The following is a 5,610-nucleotide window of genomic DNA, read 5'->3' on the forward strand; positions in this document are numbered from 1 at the left end:
GCCTCGGAGGGCCCCGCCGCCCACCCGGGCGCCGGGGCCCTCCGGTACGTCAGCCCGGCGGCGGGGAGGCCGGGGGAGGCGGCGTCCTCGGCGGAGCGGGCGGGGCGGGCGGAGCCACCGGGCCCGCGTCCGGAGCACGGCCCGCCGCCCGCAGGACCTCCAGACGGTGCCGGTACTCCTCGGTGTCGATCTCCCCGCGCGCGAACCGCTCCGCCAGTACCTGCTCGGCCACCGACGGCACCGCCGGCGACGCCACCGGCCCGCCGGCGGACGGCCCCGCGCCCCACGCGCCCTTCGCCGGCGGTGGCGGAGCCGGCGCCCGCGACTGCCTGACCAGCACCACCGCGACGGCCACCAGCGCCAGCACGACCAGCAACAGCCCCAATGCCATCAGGCCCAGGCCCCAGGCCCCGAACCCATGACCGTAGCCAGGGTGGTCCCAGTCCATGATCACGACCTCCTTCACCACCCCGGGCGGCGGGAGGCGGCCGTGGCGGCCGGGCCGTTCGGGGCGATCGGCGTCTCCCTACCATCGTGCGCCCGCGCCCGTCGGAGCGGCGTGAGCGGCCGGGCGGCGCCGGGGGCGCACGGGAACGGCGCGCAACCCGTGAGAGAGCCGCCGAGCATACGCCGACAGGCGTCCGCCGGACGGGGAAACCACCGGGCCCGGGCCCGCCCGCACCGGGCCGGGTAGCGTTCGCCCCATGAACCACCACCCTCCGGCAGACGACCGCGAGCGCCTCGTCGCGGCCGGGGTGCTGCTTCGCTACCAGGACCCCCGCCCGCACCCTGCTCTGGGCCTGTCCCCCATCGCCTACGTCTCGACGGTGCTCTGGTACGAACTCACCGCGCTCGCCATCGTCCCCGCCGCCGCGGCGGCGACCGCGCACGCGCTGCTCCGGGCCATCGCCGCCGACGCCCTGGACGCCGCGCTGGCCCCGGGCAACGAGACCGCGCCGCGCGACGACCTCTACGTCACGCACCCCGCGTACATCGGCCGGCACCGCCGGGTGGTCTGGTTCCAGCGCTCGGGCCCGCGCGGCCTGATCACCGCGATGTTCCCGCCCGAGCGCTGACCCCGGACAGCGGCCCCGGACAGCGACCCCGGAGCCGGCGGATCCCGGAGCCGCGGCGGCGCGGAACCCCTGGGCAACGGCGCCCCGGAGCCCGCCGTCACCAGGGCCACGGCTCGCCGGGAACGTCCGGCCCGCCGCGCTCGACCCGGAGGCCGTGGCAGATCCATCCGAGCCGGTCCGGCCCGAAGACCGGCGGGCGGGCGTGGTAGGTGCCGTCCGCGACCGAGAGGTTGACGATCAGGTACGCGTGCCACTCGGCGCCGACGCCCCGGCGGTCGGCGTGGATGAGGGTGCCGTCCACGAACCAGTCCACCGAGTGCGCGCCGAAGACGGTCCGCAGGTCGAAGGTGGCGCCGGGGGCTATGCCGGCGTCGGCGCCGTGCCAGTAGCGGTAGCCGCCCCGGACGTGGTTGGAGATCTCCAGCAGGTCCGGGTTGTCGGGGTGGTACTCGAACACGTCGATCTCGTTGCCGCCGTCCCGCCACGTCCAGATCGCCGGCCAGGCGCCCAGTTCGAGGGGCAGGGTGACGCGCGCGTCCAGGACGTCGCCGGCGCGGAGCTGGAAGCCCTCCGGACTGCCCTCGGTGGTGAGAAGGTTGCACGTCCAGAGGTCCCCGCCGTGCCGGCGGGTCGCGGTGAAGAGTCCGCCGGGGCAGTGCGCGCGGCTGAGGAAGTCGAGTTTGTGGTCGCCCCGGTTGGTCGGCCCCATCCGGGGATAGGCGCTGCTGCGCCCCGCGACCCACTGGCTGATCGATGTGAAGTCCGCGTCGAACACGACGGCCACGGCTGCCTCCCCGGCGCCCGGCGTCGCGGCGGCCCGCTACCGCCGCGCACGCTGGGTGAGATACCCGGTACGCAGCGCGATATTCGAAGCGGACGCTCCGGGTCCAGCCGGGCCTCCGGCCGAGCGGAACGGCAACGGGCCGGACGCGCCCGCGCGCAGGATCAGCGAACGGGCGCAGGCGCGTCGCTCCCGCGCGCGCCGCTGTCGAACGCGCTCCCGGATTCGCCACCGGAGCCCGGGCCGGCCGCACCACCCGCGTCGGCCCCGGAGGCCGGGGCGCCGCCGACGGCCGGGGCACCGTCCGTCGCCGCCTCCTCCGGCCCCACGCCGCCGAAGAGGTCGGCGCTGAGCCGGTCGGTCACCGAGACCACCCCGTCCACCGAGCGGCAGAGGTTCAGCACGATCGGGACGAGGTGCGGTTCGGGCACGGTGCCGCTGAGCACCACCCGCCCCTGGTCCACCTCCACGCCGACCTCGGCGGGGCTCACGCCCTCGATCCGGCCGAGCACCTCCTCGACGATCTCCCGGCGGATCACCCGGTCCTCCCGCAGGAAGACGCGCAGCAGGTCGCCCCGGCTGACCATCGCGAACACCCGGCCGTCCTCGTCCAGCACCGGCAGCCGCTTCACGCCGTGCCGGGCCATCAACCGGGCCGCCGCCACCACACTGGTACCGGGAGTGGTGCAGACCGCCGGGCCGGTCATCAGGTCGGCCGCCGTGACGGCGCCGCCCGGTCCGGTCCGCCGGAGGTCCGGCGGCGGCAGGAGGGTGCCCTGGTCCTCCTGGGCGGCCAGGGTGAGCAGCAGGTCCGCCTCCGAGACGAGGCCGATCGGCCGGCCCTCGCCGTCCACCACCGGCACTCCGGTGATGTCGTACTCGGCCAGCAGGGCGACGATCTCCCGGAAGCCGGTCTCGGGAGCGACCCGGACCACGGGACTGGTCATCACTGATTCGACGGTGGCATGCCGCACGCCGGTTCACCTCGTCCGCAGGCGCCGTCCGACCGGGCCCATGTCGTCCGATCGGCTGTACGAGCAGCATCTCCCCCGGCCCGGTGGGACGCCAGGGGCCAAGGGGCTGAATCGACGGGACCAACGGCCCCTCCCACCGAACACGGCCCCTACCCGGGGACCCTCCCCGGGCCCGCGGCCCGGGGCCGGCGGCGCTGCGCCGTTCGGACGACACCGCGGCCGCCCCGACGTGCGGGACCGCTCCGGCACGGAGATCATCCTCGCGACCGGCGAGCACCGCACCCGGCGGGCCTCCCGTCCACCGCTCGCCCCGCCGTCCACGCCCCGGAGCCCCCGTGACCGACCCCACCGACCCCACCCGGCCCACCAGGCCCACCGTCCCCGCTGAGCCCACCGTCCCCGCTGAGCCCACCGAATCCGCCGTCCCCGCTGAGCCCACGACGCCTGCCGATCCCACGACGCCTGCCGATCCCGCGGCCCCTGCCGACCCCGGCGCCCGCACCCGGTCCGCCGACAGGCCCACCGACCCGCCCCCGGCGGGCCCGACGGGCCCGCTGCGCTGCCTGGTCACCGGCGCCACCGGGTACATCGGCGGCCGGCTCGTCCCCGAGCTGCTGGGCGCCGGCCACACCGTGCGCTGCCTGGTCCGCGACCCGGACCGGCTGCGGGACCACCCCTGGCGGGACCGGGTCGAGGCCGCCGCCGGGGACGTCACCCGCCCGGAGAGCCTGGCCGGCGCCTTCGACGGCATCGACGTGGCCTACTACCTGGTGCACGCGCTCGGCACCGGCCCCGGCTTCGAGGCCACCGACCGGGCGGCCGCCCTGGCGTTCGGGCGGGCCGCCGCCCTGGCCGGGGTGCGCCGCATCGTCTACCTCGGCGGGCTCGCCCCCGCCGGGGTCCCGGCGGGCCGGCTCTCCCCGCACCTGCGGTCGCGGGTCGAGGTCGGACGGGTGCTGTGCGACAGCGGTGTGCCGACCGCCGAACTGCGGGCCGCGGTGATCATCGGATCGGGATCGGCGTCCTTCGAGATGCTCCGCCACCTCACCGAGCGCCTGCCGGTGATGGTGACCCCGCGCTGGGTGGAGACCCGGATCCAGCCGATCGCCGTGCGCGACGTGCTGCGCCTGCTGGTCGGGGCCGCCACCCTGCCGGCCGGGGTGAACCGCGCCTTCGACATCGGCGGCCCGGAGGTGCTGACGTACCGGCGGATGATGGAACGCTACGCGGCGGTGGCCGGACTGCCCCGCCGGCTGATCGTGGCCGTGCCCGTCCTCACGCCCCGGCTCTCCAGCCTCTGGGTCGGCCTGGTGACCCCGGTGCCGGGGTCGATCGCCCGGCCGCTGGTGGAGTCGCTGCGCTACGAGGTGGTCCGCGGCGAGCACGACCTCGACCTCTACCTGCCGCCGCCCGCGGGCGGCGGCATCGGCTTCGACGCGGCCGTGGCGCTCGCACTGCGGCGGATCCGGGACGCGGACGTCGCGACCCGCTGGTCCTCGGCCTCCGTCCCCGGCGCCCCGAGCGACCCGCTCGCCACCGACCCGGAGTGGGCCGGCGGCAGCCTCTACCAGGACGTCCGCGAGCTGCGGGTGGACGCCGATCCGGCGGCGCTGTGGCGGGTGGTGGAGGGGATCGGCGGCGAGAACGGCTGGTACTCCTTCCCGCTCGGCTGGGCGGTGCGCGGCTGGGTCGACCGGCTGGTCGGCGGGGTGGGGCTGCGCCGCGGGCGCCGGGACCCGGCGCGGCTGCGGGTCGGCGAGTCGCTCGACTTCTGGCGGGTGGAGGAGATCCGGCCGGGGCGGCTGCTGCGGCTGCGCGCCGAGATGCGGCTGCCCGGTCCGGCCTGGCTGGAGCTCTCGGTCGCCCCGGACGGCGCGGGCGGGAGCCGGTACCGGCAGCGGGCGCTGTTCCATCCGCGCGGGCTGGCGGGGCACGCCTACTGGTGGGCGGTGGCGCCGTTCCACGCCGCCGTGTTCGGCGGGATGGCCCGGCGGATCACCGAGGAGGCCGCCCGGGAGCCCCGGAGCGGCCCCGACCGGCCGGGGTGACACGGCGGGGCCCGCCCGGCGGAGGCCGGACCACCGGCTCCGAACGGCGCCACCGGCACCGGCCCGGTCAGCGCGAGTGCCGCAGGTCCTCCAGCTCACCGGTGATCCGGCCGAGGAACCGGGCCACGGCGTCCAGCTCCGCCGCGGTGAACCCGGCCCGCACCGCCTCCGTCCGGCGCGCCACCGGCGCGAACCACTCGGCCGCCATCCGCCCGGCCCCCGGGAGGTAGTGCACCAGCACCAGGCGCCGGTCCGCCGCGTCCCTGGTCCGTCGGACGTGCCCGGCCCGCTCCAGTCGGTCCAGCACCGCCGTGACCGCGCCCGAGGAGAGCCCCAGCTCCTCCCCCAGCCGCCCGGGGGTGATCCCTCCGGCCGACGGCCCGTCGTGGCCGGCACCGCCGGGCACCGCCCGCATGATCGCGAGCAGCGCCTGGACGTCGGTGGTGTGCAGCCCGCTGGCGGCGGCGAAGCCGTGGCCGAGCAGGTTCATCTCGGAGGCGAGGTCCTGGAGCAACCGCCCGAGCACCGGCCCGTCGACGGACCCCCGCCGACCGTCCCGCTCCTCCGGTTCCCCCGGCTCCTCCAGTTCCTCCAGCTCCGACAAGGCGTGTTCTCCGGTCACGTACGGCGTCGATCCAACCCGTTCAGCCTAACGGTGACTCCGCCCCTCTCCTGCCGCCGCGCTCCTGCGGCGGCCCCCGGGAGCCGGTCGCCGGCCGGACCCGCGGGTC

General features: G+C 77.2%; 6 protein-coding genes. 2 read left to right on the top strand and 4 right to left on the bottom strand.

From position 1 onward, the window contains the following. Window positions 1-49 precede the first annotated feature (49 nt). On the bottom strand, window positions 50-448 hold the full coding sequence (locus ACFCX4_RS34250) for a hypothetical protein (RefSeq protein WP_376151041.1): 399 nt from the start codon (window positions 446-448) through the stop codon (window positions 50-52). A gap of 256 nt (window positions 449-704) precedes the next feature. On the opposite strand from ACFCX4_RS34250, the gene ACFCX4_RS34255 reads away from it, so the two are divergent. Continuing rightward, a complete protein-coding gene (locus ACFCX4_RS34255) occupies window positions 705-1,076 on the top strand; it encodes a hypothetical protein (protein WP_376151043.1) in 372 nt (123 codons plus the stop codon). Between the two features lie 97 nt (window positions 1,077-1,173). On the opposite strand, the gene ACFCX4_RS34260 is transcribed toward ACFCX4_RS34255, so the two are convergent. Together ACFCX4_RS34260 and ACFCX4_RS34265 are read right to left on the bottom strand one after the other, a co-directional pair. Next, window positions 1,174-1,860, bottom strand: a complete 687-nt coding sequence (locus ACFCX4_RS34260; protein ID WP_376151045.1) for a beta-glucanase — start codon at window positions 1,858-1,860, stop codon at window positions 1,174-1,176. A 161-nt stretch (window positions 1,861-2,021) separates the two neighbouring features. Further along, window positions 2,022-2,804 carry a CBS domain-containing protein gene (locus tag ACFCX4_RS34265; RefSeq protein ID WP_376151047.1) on the bottom strand — a complete coding sequence of 261 codons (783 nt, stop codon included), beginning with the start codon at window positions 2,802-2,804 and terminating at the stop codon, window positions 2,022-2,024. A 581-nt stretch (window positions 2,805-3,385) separates the two neighbouring features. Here ACFCX4_RS34265 and ACFCX4_RS34270 point away from each other — a divergent pair. Then, complete coding sequence (locus tag ACFCX4_RS34270) at window positions 3,386-4,879, top strand: SDR family oxidoreductase (protein ID WP_376151052.1); 1,494 nt, start codon at window positions 3,386-3,388, stop codon at window positions 4,877-4,879. Window positions 4,880-4,946: 67 nt separating this feature from the next. On the opposite strand, the gene ACFCX4_RS34275 is transcribed toward ACFCX4_RS34270, so the two are convergent. Beyond that, on the bottom strand, window positions 4,947-5,483 hold the full coding sequence (locus tag ACFCX4_RS34275) for a MarR family winged helix-turn-helix transcriptional regulator (protein ID WP_376151050.1): 537 nt from the start codon (window positions 5,481-5,483) through the stop codon (window positions 4,947-4,949). Window positions 5,484-5,610: the final 127 nt, after the last annotated feature.

It is taken from the genome of Kitasatospora sp. NPDC056327 (genome assembly GCF_042261735.1).
Lineage (GTDB): Bacteria > Actinomycetota > Actinomycetes > Streptomycetales > Streptomycetaceae > Kitasatospora.